Origin of the sequence: Anaerocolumna sp. AGMB13025 (assembly GCF_029689925.1) — a bacterium.
GTDB lineage: Bacteria > Bacillota > Clostridia > Lachnospirales > Lachnospiraceae > Anaerocolumna.
Window position 1 is genome coordinate 1,490,154 of record NZ_CP121445.1, and the last position, 18,745, is coordinate 1,508,898.

The 18,745-nt window shown below is 37.3% G+C and carries 12 protein-coding genes; 11 read left to right on the plus strand and 1 reads right to left on the minus strand.

Going from position 1 to position 18,745, the window contains the following annotated elements:
- Positions 1-271: 271 nt before the first annotated feature.
- The 9 genes from QA584_RS06100 (at position 272) to QA584_RS06140 (ending at position 15,219) form a co-directional block, all read left to right on the plus strand.
- Complete coding sequence (locus QA584_RS06100; RefSeq protein WP_278273622.1) at positions 272-2,116, plus strand: sensor histidine kinase; 1,845 nt, start codon at positions 272-274, stop codon at positions 2,114-2,116.
- On the plus strand, positions 2,097-3,635 hold the full coding sequence (locus QA584_RS06105; protein ID WP_278273623.1) for a response regulator transcription factor: 1,539 nt from the start codon (positions 2,097-2,099) through the stop codon (positions 3,633-3,635). The genes QA584_RS06100 and QA584_RS06105 overlap by 20 nt, the downstream gene beginning before the upstream one ends.
- A 236-nt stretch (positions 3,636-3,871) precedes the next feature.
- Positions 3,872-5,149: an ABC transporter substrate-binding protein gene (locus QA584_RS06110; protein WP_278273624.1), complete on the plus strand. Its 1,278-nt coding sequence runs from the start codon at positions 3,872-3,874 to the stop codon at positions 5,147-5,149.
- Positions 5,150-5,422: 273 nt separating this feature from the next.
- Positions 5,423-6,322: a carbohydrate ABC transporter permease gene (locus tag QA584_RS06115; RefSeq protein ID WP_278273625.1), complete on the plus strand. Its 900-nt coding sequence runs from the start codon at positions 5,423-5,425 to the stop codon at positions 6,320-6,322.
- Positions 6,322-7,170 carry a carbohydrate ABC transporter permease gene (locus tag QA584_RS06120; RefSeq protein ID WP_278273626.1) on the plus strand — a complete coding sequence of 283 codons (849 nt, stop codon included), beginning with the start codon at positions 6,322-6,324 and terminating at the stop codon, positions 7,168-7,170. Before QA584_RS06115 ends, QA584_RS06120 begins: the two co-directional genes overlap by 1 nt.
- A gap of 623 nt (positions 7,171-7,793) precedes the next feature.
- Entirely contained in the window at positions 7,794-9,362 is a 1,569-nt protein-coding gene (locus QA584_RS06125) for an endo-1,4-beta-xylanase (RefSeq protein ID WP_278273627.1), read from the plus strand.
- A 355-nt stretch (positions 9,363-9,717) separates the two neighbouring features.
- Complete coding sequence (locus QA584_RS06130; protein ID WP_278273628.1) at positions 9,718-11,163, plus strand: glycoside hydrolase family 43 protein; 1,446 nt, start codon at positions 9,718-9,720, stop codon at positions 11,161-11,163.
- 728 nt (positions 11,164-11,891) lie between these two features.
- The gene (locus tag QA584_RS06135; protein WP_331487850.1) at positions 11,892-13,448 is read left to right on the plus strand and encodes a glycoside hydrolase family 43 protein; all 1,557 of its coding nucleotides are present in this window, start codon (positions 11,892-11,894) and stop codon (positions 13,446-13,448) included.
- 187 nt (positions 13,449-13,635) lie between these two features.
- Entirely contained in the window at positions 13,636-15,219 is a 1,584-nt protein-coding gene (locus tag QA584_RS06140) for a glycoside hydrolase family 43 protein (RefSeq protein WP_278273629.1), read from the plus strand.
- 225 nt (positions 15,220-15,444) lie between these two features.
- Here QA584_RS06140 and QA584_RS06145 read toward each other — a convergent pair whose 3' ends face one another.
- On the minus strand, positions 15,445-16,623 hold the full coding sequence (locus QA584_RS06145) for a hypothetical protein (RefSeq protein ID WP_278273630.1): 1,179 nt from the start codon (positions 16,621-16,623) through the stop codon (positions 15,445-15,447).
- Positions 16,624-16,847: 224 nt separating this feature from the next.
- On the opposite strand from QA584_RS06145, the gene QA584_RS06150 reads away from it, so the two are divergent.
- Together QA584_RS06150 and QA584_RS06155 are read left to right on the plus strand one after the other, a co-directional pair.
- Positions 16,848-17,219: a trypco2 family protein gene (locus QA584_RS06150; RefSeq protein ID WP_278273631.1), complete on the plus strand. Its 372-nt coding sequence runs from the start codon at positions 16,848-16,850 to the stop codon at positions 17,217-17,219.
- 6 nt (positions 17,220-17,225) lie between these two features.
- A complete protein-coding gene (locus QA584_RS06155; RefSeq protein WP_278273632.1) occupies positions 17,226-18,722 on the plus strand; it encodes a hypothetical protein in 1,497 nt (498 codons plus the stop codon).
- Positions 18,723-18,745: the final 23 nt, after the last annotated feature.

Below are 18,745 nucleotides of genomic sequence, written 5' to 3' on the forward strand. Positions count from 1 at the left end.
GGTAAGGCGATAAGATTCAGACAAATAACGTAAATTGTGTAGAACAAGTAAACGAAAAATTTATTAAACTAGTAATACAATTTAGATCATGAAGGCTAACTATAAACACAAATAGTAAAAACAGTAAATAGTGTAATTTAAAAGCTAAGTGAAAGCACAAATAATAAAAGAGGAAAAAAGCATAAATAAATAAACGTAGTAAATCGTGATAATAAAAAGCCAAAAATCCTGGATGGGGGCGTCTTACAGTAACGTAAGACAAAAGGAAAAGATGAGGAAGATCAGAAGAAAAAGAAGCTTTAAATATCAATTAATTGTCTCATTTTGCATGATATCAATTATACCGATTGTGGCAATTAATTTATTCTCTTACTACAATATAACAACCATCGTTCAGAATAATGTAGATGAACTGAATGTGACAAATCTGTCCCAGACAAAAAACTACTATGATGTAGTCCTGTCTTCTTATGAAGACTTGTTATATCAGATGTATACCGATGATTATATCGTGGAGCTGGTGGATAAGATTGTAAAAAGGGAGGATGTTGCGGTAAGCCGTAATCAGTTAAGAAGAACCCTTAGGGGGATAGCCAATGTAAAACCCTACATACAGTGTATCACGGTTATTACAGATCGGGGTGATATCGTATTTTATGATAAACTGGCTACTTCCACCACGAATATAAAGTGGATGGAGAATTATGGAGTGACCTCGATGGAACTGTATGATACGGTCAGTGCTATGAATCAGACGGATTTCCTGTCTACAAAATACGCGGCAGAATTTAACTCCCAGTCATATTATTTGTTTCATATGGCTCACCGTATTGTAGATTATAAGAAGATAAATAAGAAAAATGGCATTATTATTTTAAGTATAGATGAACAATTATTAAACGAGATCTGCAGCCGGAACCAGGGGATAAATAATGGAGAAGACCTCAATAATTTAACCCTGATCACGGACAATAACGGATATTTGGTATCCTTTAAAGATAGCAAAAGAGTGGGAAATAAAATTATTGATACCACGATAGAGGACCAACAGAACCAGGAGTATAAGAACTTTGTAAGAACAAATGGATTTTTAACAGGAAGGTTTATGAAAGTTTACCGTATTTATGATGAATCCAGGAAATGGAGTATTATCAATATTTCCGATCAAAGTAATATAATCGGTCAGATGACCAACCAGCAAAAGCTTATCATTATGGTAATTGTTCTTTCGGTATTCCTGCTGATTATTATAATAATATTTGTAACAAATCATTTAACTAGTTCCATAGGGCAGATTGTAAAAGCAATGAAGGCAGTGGAGAATGGAAAGTTAACTACTCAGGTTAAAGCCGGAAACCATATGCCTGTGGAGGTAGAAATTATTGCCGACCAATTTAACCATATGATTACAGAATTAGGAGAATCCATAGAAAAAGAAAAGGCAGCCATTAAGGGGCAGCGTCAGGCAGAAATTACTGCCTTAGAAGCCCAGATAAATCCTCATTTTATCTATAATACCCTGGATACCATTAACTGGCTGGCTATTGATAAAGAGCAATATGAAATCAGTAATGCAATCAACTCTCTGGCAAAGATATTACGGTATGGAGTTGATAAGAGTAATGGTGTCGTTGAAATAAGAAAGGAAGTTGATTGGCTAAAACAGTATGTGTTTTTACAGCAGACCAGGTTTAAGGATTCTTTTCAGTTCTTATTACAGGTAGAGCCTAATGTGCAGGAATTTTTTATACATAAGCTGTTATTACAGCCCTTTGTGGAAAATGCTATCTTGCATGGCTTTGATGGAAGGAAAGAAAATCATATACTGGAAATTATGATAAGTGAGGAGTCGGATACCATTCGTATTATGATAACGGATAATGGAAAGGGGATGTCGGAAAAAGTGGTTAAGCAGATTAATAAGGGTACCGATGGCAGTGAGGAGGTTAACAGTCATATTGGCATCAGCAATGCAATCGGCAGAATAAGAATGTATTATGGAGCGGCTGGATTAGTCAAATTCATAAGCAAATCAGGTGAGGGTACAAGTATTATTATAAACATTCCAAAAGTTATAGGAATCGGGGGGAATAACAATGAGAGTGGTAATAGTTGAAGATGAGATTAGGATCCGTGAGGGAATTATTAATTTAATTAAAAAAAATAACAGGGAACATATTATTGCAGGTGCGGCAGAAAACGGGTTAAGGGGTTTGGAACTGATTGAGCAGACAAGACCGGATTTAGTAATAACAGATATCAAAATGAATGAAATGGACGGACTTGAGATGCTTCATAAATTAAAAGAAAGAAACATTCCGGTAAAGGTAATTGTCCTTAGCGCATACTCTGATTTTGATTATGCAAAGCAGGCTATTAAATTAGGGGTAAATGAGTATCTTTTAAAGCCAATATCAGTCAATGAACTGACTCAGGCCCTTAATACTATAGAAATACAACTGACCCAGGAAGACAAAGATACAAGGAACCCGGAAGAAATCAGAACGCAGAACACAATTTTTTACAGTCTGTTATTAGGGGGAATCACGGCAGATAGTAAGACGGTTAAGTATTTAAAAGATAGTTATAATCTGGATGAAAATAGCAGCTTTATACTAATCATGGCTTACCTTGGCAATCACTATGAAGAAAACCATAAAAAAATCATAAGAGAATTCCAAACAATACTAAAAGAAAAAGCACTAAAATATAGTCTTTTAAAAGTAGCTCCAAACAATGCAGTTGTGTGCATTATCTATTCCTGCACAGAGGAGCAGGAATTGGAGAGATGGTTTCAGAATAGAGTATTGCTTCATATAAAAAGGGATAAAACCCTGGAAGCCTGTTTTGGGTGGATTCGTTTTAAAGGTATAAATGAACTGCGAAGTAATTATCAGATACTGCAAAAAAATATGGATTGGAATATTGTGTTAGGCGATGATATTATGGTAACTTATCCAAAAGTAAATAAGATTCAGACCCTTCCTTTATCCTATCCCATTGAGATTGAGAACCGGATGCGGACTGCACTTTGTACACTTGACAATAAAAAATTAGAACTATCTAGAAAGGATTTCTGCAATCATTTCAGAAAAGGGAATATATATTCACCCAAAGAAATTAAGGAATGTTTTGTCCGTTTCTTATGGTCCATGATTAATGTATCAAAAGAAATAGATTATGGAAAATACGAGAATTTTGAACAGCAGGAATATCTGAAAAGGCTTATGGCTGCAATTACCTTAAATGAACTGGAAGAAACCCTGATACATTTTATAAGCCAATTCACTGAAAAAGAATCAGCAAAGGATGCAATTAGTTTTACCATCCAAAGAGCAAAAAGTCTGGTCCATGAATTCTATAACCAGGGGATTACCCTGGATGAAATCGCGGCTAAGTTAAATCTTACACCTGAATATCTTGGAACACAGTTTCATAAGGAAATGGGTATTAACTTTAGTTCCTACATAAAAAACTTCCGCATAAAAAAAGCCAAAGAATTGTTAATTGGTACTCATTTAAAATTATATGAGGTAGCTGATAAATCCGGTTATGGAGACCCTAAATATTTCAGTCAGGTCTTTAAGGAGGCAACCGGGTTTCTTCCCACGGAATATAGAAAAATGTACAAATAACCTGGACTTTTTATGTCTGACTTAAGGCTTAGGAGGATAAGTCTTTCCTTTCACAACCTGAACCGGGATTTTACTGTCTGATTTTGATATTAGGAAATTCATCCTTTTACAGGTTTTTTCTGTTTCTGCTTAAATATCCATATTATATAATTACCTTACAAATTAAGAAGAGCGGCTGTTATAAGCTTATGAACCACTTATTGCAGCAGGCTTTAAAACATATTGAGGAGGAATTTATGAAAAAGTTATTATCGGTTCTGCTTTTATTCGTATTGGCAGTGAGTTTACTTGCCGGCTGTAAGGGAACAAAGGATACAAAGGATACGGCTAATATAGCCGCAGAGAACGGTACGGATAACAAAGACAGTGAAACAGCTGCTAAAAGTGCCGGAGAAAAAAAGAATATTGTCATCTGGTACTATTGGGAGAATGAATCCCATCAGCAGTTATTGGATGGAATTCTAAAGAAATACAATGGCACACAGGAAACTGTTACAGTTGAGGCAAAATATGTACCCTTTGCAGATTTTAAAAAGCAGTTGTCCATCGGTGCTACAGCCTCAGAACTTCCGGATATCGTAATTATTGATAACCCTGACCATGCGGCATATGCAGCTATGGGAATATTTGAAGATATAACAGGAAAAATAGATGTAAGCCAATACTATGACGGTCCGATTAGTTCCTGTACTGTAGATGGTAAATTGTATGGGGTTCCCTTTGGAAGTAATTGTCTTGCATTATTTTATAATGAAGATATGTTAAAGGCTGCCGGTTGTGAAGTTCCTGCCACCTGGGAGGAATTAGCCGAAGTGGCTAAAAAAACAACCACAGATAAGGTAAGCGGTTTTGCCTTTAGTGCCTTGCAGAATGAAGAGGGTACTTTTAATTTCCTTCCCTGGATGTGGTCAGCCGGAACAACCTCCTATGAAATTAATAACGAAGCAGGGATAAAAGCACTGACCTTTATCGGTGACCTGGTAAAAAACGGTTCCATGATTAAAGAGGCCATAAACTGGACACAGGGGGATACCATGAATCAGTTCATCTCCGGGAATCTGGCCATGATGATTAATGGAACCTGGCAAGTACCAACTATGCGCAGCCAGGCCCCGGACCTGCACTGGAATGTAGCCATGATACCAAAAGATAAGGAAGATGTGTCCGGTCTTGGCGGTGAGAACTTTGCAATTATTAAAAATGAAAATGCAGAAGCATCCTTAGAGTTTATTAAATATGTAACCAGTAAAGATGAAGTAAAAAGCTACATAGATGGATTTGGATATATTGCTTCCAGAAAAGATGTGGCCCAGACCCAGTATGAAGGGGATGCCGTTATGCAGCATTTCATTAAAGAAATGCAGTATGCTAAGGCAAGAGGACCACATGCAAGCTGGCCTGAGATATCAGATGCAATTTCCCTGGCTTTTAATGAGGTAATAACCGAAACCAGTACCCCAGCGGACGCTGCCGAGAAAGCGCAAACCACAATAGATGGGATTTTAAAACAATAGGATTGATTCGAGTGTCAAAGGATCGAATTCGCATTTTGAATGAATACCAGCGTAATAGTTACTATCATAAATATTACACCGGTATTCATAAAATGCAGACGGTGAGACTTTTGACACTCGAATCAAGATTTTAGTATAGATTCTTTCATTCTGCTTATTTGTGGCAGTAACACAAAGTACCATGGAGTTGAGATTGGTAAAAAGTGAAAGTACACGATTTTTCGTGGACGCCTGTCTGTTAGCGGAGCATAAGTTAATACCTGGGAGGTCTGCATGAGACGAATAAAAAAGTTTTTTCGATATGATAATGCCGGAATCTTATATATATTGCCAGCCATGCTCTATATGTTATTCTTTGTTGGCTATCCAATCATAAGTAATATTATATTAAGTCTTCAGGATGTTACGGTCATGACGATAAATAAGGCTGTGAAGCCCTTTATCGGACTGGATAATTATAAATTATTGCTGCAGGATACTGTTTTAAGAACTTCTGTATATAACACCTTTCTTTTTACAATTCTATCACTGATTTTTCAGTTCCTGTTCGGGTTTGCCCTGGCTTTATTTTTTGAGAAAAAGTTCAGTTTATCCAAACCAGTCAGGGGATTATTAATGATTCCCTGGATGATACCAATAACTGTAACTGCACTTATGTTTAAATTTATGTTCAGTTCCAACGTAGGTATCATAAATCAGGTACTACAGCAATTACATATAATCAGCAGACCCATTGACTGGCTTATTTCACCTAAGACCGCCATGGCTTCCCTTATCTTTACGAATATATGGATTGGAATACCCTTTAATATGATTTTACTGTCCTCCGGTCTAACGTTGATACCGGTAGAACTAAAAGAAAGCGCGTCTATTGACGGGGCGAATAAACGGCAGACTTTATTTCGTATAACACTGCCTCTATTAAAGCCTACCATTGAATCCGTACTGATCCTGGGCTTTATCTATACCTTTAAGGTATTTGATTTAGTTTATGTTATGACCAATGGCGGACCGGTTAATTCCACACATTTACTTTCTACCTATTCCTACAAATTATCCTTTGGTTTGTTTAAATATAGTCAGGGGGCCTCAGTGGCCAATATATTGTTTGTAATGTTGTTTCTTGTTAGCTTGTTATATTTAAGAGTAACCAATCGGAAGGAGGAAATCTAATGGAGGATACGAATAAAATCTATGGCAGAAAAAATATATTCTTTTGTGTGATTTCTTTATTGCTGTTAGTGATATTACTATTTCCGGTTTACTGGATTATAGTAACCTCTTTAAAGACAGAGCAGGAAATCTTTCAGATTCCTCCGACACTTTTTCCAAAGAAATTAAATCTTTTATCTTATGCATCGCAGCTGAAAAGCGGAGATTTTAATATGTTCCGCTCCTTTGGAAACAGTATGTTTATATCTCTTAGCTGTATGATAATTGCGGTTATACTTTCCGTACCAGCCTCCTATGGTTTGGCCAGATACCGGTTTAAGGGTATGGAGCTATGTGTTTTGGGTTTTTTAATTACCCAGATGCTTCCGGTTTCTGTAATTTTAACACCGATGTTTATCATGTTCCGAAACATGGATTTAATAAATAAACCGTTATCTGCTATACTCGCTGACGCAACCATAGGAATTCCTTTTTCCGTACTGATATTAAAAAACTACTTTGCTTCCATACCAAAGGATATAGAGGAAGCTTCTTACATAGATGGTTGTAACAGGTTTACAGCATTTCTTCGTATTCTTGTACCTATAGCCTATCCAGGCATAATCGTATGTGCCATATTTTCATTTTTATATGCCTGGGGTGATTTAGCTTATGGTATGACATTTATACAAGACCAGATTAGAAGACCGATTACCTCTGGTATATTTAATTTTATGGGGCAGTATGGAACAAAATGGAGCTACTTAACGGCCTTTGCAGTCGTTACTATTATTCCGGTAGTATTAATATTCCTATTTATGCAAAAGTATCTAATCAGCGGATTAACAAGCGGAGCAGTAAAGGGTTAAAACTTGAATACAACTATCCTTTGATTTTTATAAGTAAATAATCAAAGGATAGGTCAATTTAACTGTTCTTCAGTCATTGTGGAGACATTTTATTAAGCATATTTTTAAGATAAGTTTTGAATTTGTAACTATAAAGAGGTTTTTTAATGTTATTCTTATCTGGTTTAATAATAGATAAAGTACATTGGTAACTTGTAGAAATAGTAGAAATAAATGATATAATGTGTCAATAATTTACAATTATTTTGCATTGTCCAAACTATTTATTAACTATATAATGGAGGTAAACCAACTAAATGTGTATACAAAACTGATTGAATTAACTAAATAACTAATAATAATTGTATTTTATTTAATAAGACTAATAATAGCTTAAAAAAAGCTGCTAATAAATAATAAAACTGCAATAAGGTTAATTGATAATAAGAATAGCAATATTAAGCTAACATTACTTACTATTATGTAGAATCTAATTGAATAGAACGTTATCCAGATAATATATAAGACCACCTGAATTGCTCGAAGGAATATGGAATGAAGTTAGGGAGCGATTCCAAGTATTATTTAGAAACATGGCAGATATGCGGGGTCTGCTTGTTTAATAAATTATTAAGGAGGTTATTATGTTACAAAAATGGAATGACAAACAAAAAAAATTTCTAGGCTTTACCTTAGCACTTCTTATGGTTCTTACAGCAGCAATTCCTTCCTCTATGGCTCATGCAGCAACCACAAAAACTTATAATTTTAACACAATGACTTATCAATCGGCTTGGGGAGCAACTTATTCGATCAGCAATGGATCGGCTACGATTAACTTTTCCGGGCAGTACAGAGAGATTAAATTTAATCTGCCGGAGACCCTGGACATGTCAAAATGCACAAGCGTAACCTTTAACGCATCCAGTCCTAACGGACAGACAGCCTTTAAACTCTATGATACGGCTGGCAGCCAGGCTGCGGTTAATTACAATTTTAAGGCCGGTACTTCTGATGTTAGTTTTGCGCCAAACACCACTGCTATGGTTAACAGCATTGGTATTATGGCCCAGGATACAAACAGCTATTCAGCAGTGGTTAACAGAGTTACCTTTACCATGACTGACAGTACGCCTGTTACTGGCACCTTATTAAGCACTTATGGAGTAGAGTTATCCCATTCCGGTGTAGCAGTTAATTCAAACCAGTTAAGAGATACCCAGACCCTTACTACAATGAAGACCCAATATAACAGCATCACCATGGAAAATGAGATGAAACCAGATTCCATACTGGGTTCTTCACCAAAGTTAATTTCTGTTAGCCAGGCTCAGAATAGTGGATACTATATTCCTTCCGGTTACACCGAAAGTACTGTGCCCTCACTTAATTTTGGTACAGTGGATTCTGTTCTGCAGATTTGCTATAATAACGGATTAAAACTTCGTGCCCATACCTTAGTTTGGCATGGTCAGACTCCGGACTGGTTTTTTAGAACCGGTTACAGTTCAAGCGGTTCCTATGTTAGTCAGGCAGTGATGAATGCCAGAATGGAACTCTATATAAAGAGCTTTATGAATCATGTATATACTGGGAATTATGGCAGTGTAGTCTATGCCTGGGATGTCGTGAATGAATATCTTCATGCAGGTCCTTCCGGCTGGTCTTCTATCTATGGTTCAAACCTGGGAACAACTCCTTCCTATGTAAAAAATGCTTTCCAATATGCACATGATACGCTTAGCTACTTTGGTTTAACGGATTCCGTAGCCCTATTTTACAATGATTATAATGAATATGAAGTAACAGATAACATGATAGCATTGGTTAATTTCATTAATTCCGGAACGAAGCTTTGCACCGGTATCGGTATGCAGTCCCACCTGTCTACTTCCTATCCTTCTGTGACCTCTTATAAAGCGGCCTTACAGAAATTTGTTAATACCGGTTTAGAGGTTCAGATTACAGAACTTGATGTTGGTAATTCTTCGGATTCCGCACAGGCAAGTTATGTTTATGATTTGTTTTCCGCTATCTTTTCTGTGAAAAAGGCCGGAGGCAATATTACCGGTATCACCTGGTGGGGCTTATATGACAGTGTTTCCTGGAGATCTTCTAATAAGCCTTTATTATTCAGCAGCCTGAATACTCCGAAAGCCTCTTACAACAGTGTTCTTAAGGCATATACAGATGCTGGGTATACGGTTCATTAAAGGATAAAAATACTGAAAAAGCCAAAGCAAAGGTCAAAATAGTTTAAAGAATCCTGCTGCAATCGGCCTTAAGAGATGGACAGGCTGCCCGCAGCGGCAGAAATTTATGGCAGTTATTCACAGCCTGGGGTTATACAGAATGTATTACGCTGTAATTGATATGATATCCTATTACATAAAATGGTTTGCTTTTGCTGCGTCCCTGTAGGAGAGGAAGGTTATTACTGCTTAATCTGCGTAGACGAGACTAATCAGTAAACTAACACTTTGTTTCAGGATATAAAAATTATATAATGATGGGATTCGGACCAATTGGGGGTTTATAATAATTGGTCCGAATAGAAAAGGAGTATATATGTTTAAAAAGATGAAGGTATTTACAATACTGGCAATACTTGTCCTGCTTACATCTTTCTTTGGTCAGACAACTGCATTTGCGGATTATCCTATTTTCTATCAGCGTTATGCTGCGGATCCAAGTGCACTGGTGTATAATGGACGGGTTTATTTATATGGTTCCCATGATGTATATCAATCCGGAGCAGGTTATATTATTAATGATATTACCTGTATCTCTTCCGATGATTTGAAAAACTGGACTGACCACGGCGAAGTATTCACAGCCAAAGCTGATTCAAGCTGGGCCACTTTGTCCTGGGCACCTTCCGTTGTTTACCGGAATAATAAGTTTTATATGTATTACGGAAATGGTGGAAACGGTATCGGAGTAGCAGTAAGTGATAGCCCTACCGGTCCGTTTAAGGATACCAGAAGCGGTCCGCTGGTTAACGGCAGTACGCCTGGTGTGAATCCGCCTTCCGGTTTCTGGTGCTTTGACCCTTGTGCCTTTGTTGATGATGATGGTCAGGCATATCTGTACTTTGGCGGTAATGGGGAGGGAAATATTAGAGTTATCAAGTTAAACAGCGATATGGTAAGTATTAATGGTTCCGCCATAAAGATGACGGCGCCTCGCTTCTTTGAAGCATCCTATATGCACAAATATAACGGAAAATACTATTTTTCCTATTCCACAGATTTTTCCCAGGGAGCTGCAAAAATCGATTATATGGTAAGTAACAGCCCTACCGCTGGATTTACGTATAAAGGCACAATACTTCCCAATCCACCCCAGAATGATTCCAATAATAATCACCAGTCCATATTTTCCTTTAACGGAAACTGGTATGTTGCTTATCACAACCGGGCACTTGCAGCTTCGAACGGTCTTGCTTCCGACGTAAGGGTTTATCAGAGAAACATGTGTATCGATAAGATGAATTACAATTCTGATGGTACCATACAGCAGGTTACACCAACTACAGCAGGTTTGACACAGTTAAAAAATGTTAATCCCTATGTAAATAATGAAGCTGAAACCATGGCTCAGGAAAGTGGTATTCAGACAGAAGCCTGCAACGAGGGGGGACGAAATGTAGGTTATATTGAAAATGGTGACTGGATTAAAGTAAAAGGTGTTGACTTTGGAAGTGGTGCAAGCTCCTTTGATGCAAGAGTAGCCTCCGATACAAGCGGCGGAAACATAGAAATCCGTCTTGACAGTTTAAACGGTACCCTACTTGGAACCTGTGCGGTTTCTGGTACCGGCGGCTGGCAGAACTGGACTTTAAAATCTGCTGCGGTAAGCAAAGTTACCGGTGTCCATGACCTGTACTTTAAATTTACAGGCGGAAGCGGCTATCTCTTTAACTTAAACTGGTGGAAGTTTAATGCCGCCCCGAAAAGTGCAGCTGCTGATACCAATGTGGATTTAAGTGAGGTTACTACTCCTCTGGAATAATAGATAGGTCTGATACCTTTACCTGCTAATTAGAATGATTAGTTAATAGTTAAATTTTTGAATAAGCCCTCATTTTATACTGGGGGCTTATTTAGTACCATACGGGGCTGTTGCAAATCAAAGAGTAAATTGCCTGGGAGAGAATAGGGATTATATTTAACAAATATTTTTTGGAAAGTATGCGCGAATGGCTGCACGAAAGAGAATGGAGCCGCATAATCGCGGGAATTTGGAACGAAATATTTGTAAAATATAATCCCTATTCTATGCCCAGGTTGACATACTTTAATTTGCAACAGCCTCATTTGGTTTTTATGGAGTGGATTATTGCATTTTATTATATATAAATGCATGGATATGGATAAGCGCCATAGGAAGCAGAAGTTTAAAGCCGATTGGTTTGCTGGATTGGGAAAATTTCAAAGACAGTATTTTTGTAAAATAATTAGAATCCTACGATAGGTCAACTATTTGCTAGGATGTATCATTGAAGCATAAATAACAAGTTACTATAATTAGTATAACTGAATTATGATTAACTTGAATGAACAGTCATAAGTTGAATAAATATCAAAAGATATAAGCCGATATAGGAAGCTATAGATATAGGAAGCCATATAAGATATAGAAAGATTGAAAATCAATAGATAAAAGAAGGTATAAAGAGAAAAGAGGCTGTAAGCCAAGATCGAGAATTAAAAACAAATATAAAAGAAGGAAGGATTTACATGCATATGAATAAAAACCCCATAATCTTTTCTGATTTTCCGGATCCGGATGTAATCAGAGTAAAAGACACCTATTATATGATTAGTACAACCATGCATTTTATGCCAGGAGGAGTCATCCTTCGCTCGTTTGACTTAATACACTGGGAAATCATTACCCATGTATTTGAGGAATTAGATAACACCCCCGGACAGAAACTTGAAGATAACTTAAGTATTTATGGCAAAGGAATGTGGGCAGCCTCTCTCCGCTATCATAAAGGCACCTTTTACGTATGCTTTGTAGCCAATGATACCCGAAAAACCTATCTTTATCAGGCAGAGGATATTACCGGTCCCTGGAGAAAGCAGAATATCAGCGGCTTCTACCATGACTGCTCTCTTTTATTTGATGAGGATGACAGGGTTTACCTTGTATATGGCAATAAAGAAATCTACTTAACAGAACTAGATGAAGATTTAACAGGACCTAAAAGGAATGGTCTGCACCGAATGGTTGTAAAGGACAGTGAGGATATTAGACTGGGTTATGAGGGAAGCCACCTGTATAAGATTAATGGGAAATATTACCTGTTCTTTATTCACTGGTTGTCGAATGGTACCGGTCGGAGAGTGGAAGCTTGTTTTGTATCCGATTCCCTGGAGGGAGAGTTTACCGGAAGGGATATTCTGGATGATGATATGGGATACCATAATGCCGGAGTGGCCCAGGGAGGAATTGTGGATACCCCTGACGGAGATTGGTATGCCATGTTATTTCAGGATCATGGTGCCATTGGTCGTATTCCGGTATTAGTGCCGATGCATTGGGAAAATGATTTTCCCGTCTTTGGGATTGATGGAGAGATACCAAAGCAGATAGAGGTAAAAAGTACCCGTGCAGCTCATGTATATAAACCCCTTACAGAGAGTGATGATTTTTTTTACAAACCAGATGATAAGGGAGAAGTATCCTTAAAAAAGGTATGGGAATGGAATCATACCCCAAACCATGACCTCTGGTCGGTAACAGAAAGACCTGGCGCCCTGCGCCTTCGTACCGGTCAATTAAGTCCTAATGTGGGACTTGCCGTAAATACCTTAACTCAGCGTATGACAGGTCCAGCCTGCGAGATGTCGGTCACGGTTGACGGCAGCGGACTAAAGAATGGGGATTTTGCCGGAATCTGTGCTTTACAGGGGTGCTATGGGCTTATCGGTCTTACCAGGGAAGAGGGTAAGTACTATCTGGTCATGATTGCAAAAGAACGGAATCCAGAGGAGAGTATCTGGGGAGAAGAGGGAGGAGATAAAAAACCAGGAAGAGAATTTGAACGAATTCCTTTTTTAGATAATAAGGTGACGTTAAAAGTCCAGGCTGATTTTACGGACGGAGCAGACACAGCAGAATTTTATTACCAGGATAAGGGGCAATGGAACAGCCTTGGTATAAAACACAGATTATATTTCAGGTTGGACCATTTTACCGGCTGCCGTGTGGGATTATTCCATTATGCTACCAAGGAAATCGGAGGAAGGGCGGATTTTGAGAATTTTGTATATGATAGTAAGGAGTAGTCAGTTAAGTTAAATGTAAACTTACATCGCTATAGTAATTAAGTCGAAGGGATTCAGTATTTAAAGAATAGTAATTAAATTGAAGGTATTTGGGATTTCAGGAAAATATCCGACGTAGGAAAACGAACGGTTATAAAATATCAACGCTATACCACAAAATAAATATTAATAAGAGAGGAATAAAGAAATGATAAAAGTAAAAAATCCAATACTCCCGGGGTTTTACCCGGACCCTTCTATATGCAGGGTGGGAGAAGATTTCTATATTGTAAATTCAACCTTTGCCTATTTTCCGGGAGTTCCGGTCTGGCACAGCAAGGATTTGGCGCACTGGCAGCAGATTGGTAATGTGCTTGATAGAAATTCACAGCTTCCCCTGGAGGGGTGCCAGCATTCTCAGGGAATCTTTGCGCCGGTTATCAGGTACTGGGATGGTGTTTTCTATATGATTACCACCAATGTTTCCGCGGGAGGTAATTTTATAGTTACTGCAAAAGATCCCAGTGGTCCCTGGTCGGAGCCTTATTATCTTGGAGAAGAAGCACAGGGGATTGACCCAAGTCTTTTCTTTGATACCGACGGCACCTGTTATTACGTAGGGACAAGACCCAATCCAGAGGGAGTCAGATATAACGGAGACTGGGAAATCTGGGTGCAGGAGCTGGATCTTAGCTCTATGAAATTTACCGGTAAGAGTCAGGCTATATGGAAGGGAGCCTTAAAGGATGTTATCTGGCCGGAAGGACCGCATCTGTACAAGAAGGACGACTATTATTACCTGATGATTGCAGAAGGCGGTACTGGACCAAACCATGCGGTGACCACTGCGAGAAGCAGGAATATATGGGGACCTTATGAGAATAATCCTAACAATCCAATCTTAACCCACAGGCATCTGGGCAAAGATTATCCTGTAATCTATGTAGGGCATGCTGACCTGGTGGATGATACAGCAGGAAACTGGTATATGGTAATGCTAGCCAGCAGAAGATGCGAAGGTTATGTAGGGCTTGGAAGGGAAACCTTTCTGGCTAAAGTTGTCTGGGAAGATGGTTGGCCAGTAGTTAATCCAGGAGTAGGTAAATTAGAGGAGGAGGTGGAACTGCCCTTTGACGGCAGCGAGAAGACGGATAAATGGGTACAGACCCTTGATTTAACCGGAGAGAACACCTTTGATATCGTTAAACTAAGAAATACCAGAAAGGAATTTTGGCACTATCAAGAGGGAGAATTAAAACTTTCCTGTCTTCCTCAAACCTTAAAAGAGCTGGCCTGTCCGGCTTATTTAGGACTCAGACAGCTAGATTATCAGTACGAAGCTAAACTTACCATTTTGCTCGGGGAATTAAAAGAAGGGGAAGAAGCTGGTCTGGTAATTCTTCAAAGTAATGAATATCATATACTATTCCGTGCTAAAAAAGAAGTCAGAGAAACGGTAGAGCAGCCGGTATTACAGGTTGTAAAAGTTATAAAAGGAATCGATCAGATATTAGGAGAGCAATATATTAATACTAATATGTTATGGGATACAAAGACACCGGATTCCTTGGTACTTAGATTTATGATTAAAGGCCATGGGCAGAAGGCGGATTTCCTTCTGCTGGGAACGGAGGGAGAAACCACCATATTAGAAGATGTGGATATCCATGAAATGAGTACAGAGGTTGCCGGCGGTTTTGTTGGTAATACCATTGGTGTTTATGCTACATCAAATGGAGCAGAGTCAGATAGTTGTGTATATGTAAAAGAATTTAGGATTGCTTATTCATAAAAGCCTGGATTGATATAATTATTATGTTTATCAAGTTACGCCTTATGAACTTTAAGAAGTACCTTTGAAATAGCATAAAAACTGCCAGTAGGTATTACCTACTGGCAGAAAAGATTTATATTTTTTTAATTGTCTACTTGACGGAAAACAGTTCATAATCAATGAGGATTTTTAATTAGAATAATCCAATATGTAGTTTAACTATTTATTAAGGTTGGTAATCTACTAATTAATAAATTTAAAATAAACATTTCCGAAATTTGAACCTGGAAGAATAAATTTAAAATTATAACTATTATTACCTGCTGGAACAACAACATCAATATAAGTGAGCTCTGTTCCTGTATAACTAGTTGGAGTTGTTTGCCCAGTTTCTCTTTTATTGTATATACTATGTATTTTCTTATATGTCCAAGAACTAGTTGATCCACCCGGACAATAAGCTAAAGCTTCACGAACCAGCCAAGTCCCACTTGAAGAATTCCAAATTGTACCCCAATCAGGCGTAATTCTTAAAGTTTTACCGGCACAGTTACTTAATACCATATTATAAACTCTACCATAATTTCCCATTAATTGATTATTACTGTTTATGGCATTAGAACCAGTTTCATATTCTCCCGTATTAAATGACATATCTGACCCTGCTGTAGCTAAATAAAATCCATGACTGCCATTTGTTGAAACTGAATTATAATTATAATCTGCATATTTAACATCACCGACAAAGGTCGCAGTTGTTCCAGTTGACATAGGAATTGCTTTTCCAAGAGTGTTAGGATTAATAGTCGTAACTGATGCATCATAAAATACTATTCTGCATTTCATACTCGATGAAACTTTAAACATAACATGGCCATTAACTAAGGTTAATGGTCCTATTTGATCACTGGCAATAAATGTACCAGTACCAGCAGCTAATGACTGAGTAGTATAGTTAGTACTCTTTTGGTATCCAGTCTCAACATTTGCGCACATCTCATAATCAGGAAATGATGATGTTCCAGTATTTGCCACTGATTTATTAAGTGTAGTAACAGTTCCTGCCGTAGTAGCATATATATACACGCCTACTTTTATATTTTTGCTTGTTGTCTTATTAATATGATAAAAATAAGCATCATATAATGTATTGACTGCTAAGGTTTCTTCAGTTGTATATGCTCCTGACCTTCCATTAAAATTGTTAACCCATCCATTTCCTTGAGTACCAGTACCATCCCATAACATTTCTGGATTATCCGAATAAATATATTTATTTCCACCATTTGACATGTTTGCGAACGGTACAGCCTGTGAGGGCACAAAAGCTGCAGAAACTGATAAAACTGATGAAACCATACAAACTAAAACCAAGATAGTTACTAATAGTGTTCTTACAGTTCTTACTCTCATATTTACCATATTATACAATCTCCTTTTTAATTTTTTATACCATTATACATAATTGGATTATTATGTAAATTATAATAGGCTATCCTTATTGAAATGTCAATATTTGTAATTTTATTTATATTAACCATTAATAAAGATTGAACCATTGTTCCGGTTCCAATTTGAAAATTAAATTTACATAATATGGTATATTGTGTTATCATTGAATTTATAATTAAGGAGGTAGAGGTCGGATGTTTGATAAAATATTAGACGATAGTATTTCATTAGGTGAAGCAATAAAAATCATTCAGAAGGAACTGATGGAAAGTGAAGAAGAAAGACGGAAAAGCGGTTTACCGAGACTATTTGTTACAGACAAATTAACCCTTGAAGCAAATTGTGTCTTTGTTCAAAATGATACTGCCGGTGTAGGCTTTGATATTAAGCTGTTATCAATTTTATCTGCAAAAGGAGATATGTCATCGAAAGATGAAAGCAGCTATGTTCAAAAAATCAAACTTGAATTTAAAACGGTAAACGAGAATGGAGGTAGTAATATCAGCGGAATAACTCCCATTAGTTTGTCTGATGGCAGATATCCTCACGATAAGGATAATGGGTAAACGGCGATGAATGACATGAATCTATATGAGGCAGTCAGGCTATTTCATGAAAAAGAACATCAGAATGGCAGCAATTATTTTGATATTTTTGCCTGCAAAATAAAATTTTCTTTTGACTCCAGCAGCTACTTAAATTCCCTAAAGCAATACAAGGAAAAAGGAGCAGTAGATGATTGTTTAAAAGTAATTATCCATGAATACTTTCATTATTTTCAAAGAGCTTATTCCACCTATGGTTTCTATTTTCAAATGCTGGAACGGTATAAAGAAGTTCTGGTTATCAACATGGTAAAGCATATACTCTATCATTATAAAAATATTGATGGAGCTGATCGATCAGTTATAGATGTTATACAGACTGATTCCAGGTTACGGAACGATAATCTGATTAACAAATGGTTGTTTGAATGGATTGATCTTTATTTGTTGAATTCTTACGTCAACGATAGTCCAGAGAAATACCTGGCAGACTGTGAAATCATGAATCAAATCAGACCTGATTTTATTGGGCTGTTTATCAGCAAGAAATATGCTGCTATTGATAAGCAGTTGCAAGCATATCTAAAAGGAATTTTCGGAGGATTCCCATATAAGAGGTATAAGACAATTGATAGTTCTTCGGAAAATAAAAGCCGGATACTCTATATGGAATCCCAGGGTATGAAAATAAAGGTCGTGAATATGTTCACCACAAAGGGAATTCTCGAGAGCTACAGCAAAGCTGCAGAATTTTTCCTTATAAAAGAGGAGTTATCACTGGATTATCTTCGGGGCTTGTCTTTTAGTGCAAAAAATAATGATTATTATTTCACCCTGGTATTTGCAGCACAGAATATTCCTGCAAAGAATAGCACAGAATTTCTTTTAACCTTTCTGGCTATCTGCGATATCGTAATTTCACCTCCGTGTATTCCCTATTTATCTATGCTAAGAGAGGAGTATCCTTCCATTACCGAATTTGATCCTGGATACCGGTTTCATTGCGTATGGGAGCCCATGACACGGATAAAACCCATAACCAGTTTAGAAGAGGATTATGTAAGATATACGCAGGAACTGTGTCAGGCTCTTGGGTGGCCAACACCGATGGATATAGCAGAAGAAATTGTTTCAAAGTGCAGCTATATGGAGAGCAGTGATGATATCATGTTTAGAGTCTTCTACCAATCTCAGCAGCTAAGGCTTAAAGAACCATATTGTTTTTTGGAAATTACTTCGTTTCTGACTTATTTACACAATAACTATCCCTATTGCCCGCTTGTAGAGTTGAGTGATATGGTTCTTATAAATCATGGGATAAATGATGAGGTATATTTTCCCTTGGAGTATCTGAATAGGCAGTATTGGGGAAATACTCTGACTAGAAATACAACTGAGGTTATGTTTCCATACCATACGGTGCCGCATGTATTGGATAACTTTAAAGAATTATTTGAACGGTTGAACGAAGAGGCAGTAGGTCTTCGGATTAATAACATTAAAGTTGTTAATCCGTCTAATTAAAAGTAGTAATAGGGGGAAGAAGA